This is a genomic window from Cryobacterium sp. Y62 (assembly GCF_002929785.1).
GTDB lineage: Bacteria > Actinomycetota > Actinomycetes > Actinomycetales > Microbacteriaceae > Cryobacterium.
Map to the genome: position 1 here is coordinate 1 of NZ_PJJK01000005.1, position 1,127 is coordinate 1,127.

General features: G+C 61.5%; 1 protein-coding gene. It reads right to left on the minus strand.

Translation table 11 applies throughout. The annotated features are described in order from the left end of the window. Positions 1–44 precede the first annotated feature (44 nt). A protein-coding gene (locus CXY71_RS00030) for an IS3 family transposase (protein ID WP_104133708.1) occupies positions 45–1,127 on the minus strand; the annotation gives its coding sequence in 2 pieces (ribosomal slippage) (positions 45–967 and positions 967–1,127; 1,084 coding nt annotated over the 2 pieces). This gene is flagged as partial in the annotation.

Genomic DNA, 1,127 nt, shown 5'->3' on the forward strand with positions numbered 1-1,127 from the left:
TGACCTGCCGCGGGTATTTCGGACAGCGGAATTAGTGGTTTCTCCTACGCTGCCAATGCTGGCTGTTGATAACCATAATGGACTTCATTCGGCCGGCGATAACCGAGTGCGGAGTGCCGGCGTCGACTGTTGTAAAAGCCTTCGATATATCGGATGACGTCGCTGCGAGCTTGTGATTTCGTGGCATAGGCAGTGCGATAAACACGCTCGTTCTTGAGCATCGAGAAGAAACTCTCGGCCATGCTGTTGTCCCAGCACACGCCGGTGCGGCCCATCGAGGATCGCATCCCTAGGCCGGTCACCAGCGCCCGAAACTCGGCCGATGTGTAAACGCTGCCCCTGTCGGAATGCCAAATCGCGTCCGGCTCAATCAGAGTCGTCGCAGCGGCGTTCCGGAGGGCGTTTGCGACGAGCTCGGTACGCATGTGGTCGGCGATGGACCAGCCGACGACCTTCTTCGAATAGCAGTCGATGACGGTGGCCAGGTAGATGAACCCTTGCCAGGTATGGATGTACGTAATATCGCCGACGAACTTCACCCCGGGGCGGTCGGCAGTGAAGTCGCGTTTGACGAGGTCGGGCATGCTCGCGGCCGCCGCGGCGTCGGCTTGAGTCGTGATGCGAAAGGGCCGCGGTTGGCAGGCCACGAGGCCGATCTGGCGCATGAGTTGCCGCACCAGCTCGGGCGAGCACTCGGTCTGCTCGGCGCCCAGGTCGGCGTGGATCCGGCGGTATCCGTAGGTGCCGTCGGATTCCTCGAAGAAGTGCTGAATCCGGGCGATCAGGGCCTGTCTGCGGGTCGCGGTCGCGGACTGCGGCCGGATTGCCCAGTCGTAGAAACCTGACGTGGACACGGCCAGCCAGAGGCACATTTTCACGACCGGATTCTGGTTGGTGGGGTCAGATTTTTGGGAGTCGATGTACTCGTACTTGCTCACTACCGCTGCTCCCGCGCGAAGTAAGCGCTGGCTTTTTTCAAGAATGCGGTCTCCGCCCGCAGCTCGTGAACTTCCCGCTCGAGCTCCTTCAGTCGGGCCCGTTCCGAGACTGTCAGGTCGGCTTCGGTACCGCCGTTCCCCTCGCGGTATTTGCCCAGCCAGTTCCGAAGAGACTCAGCGCCGACGCCG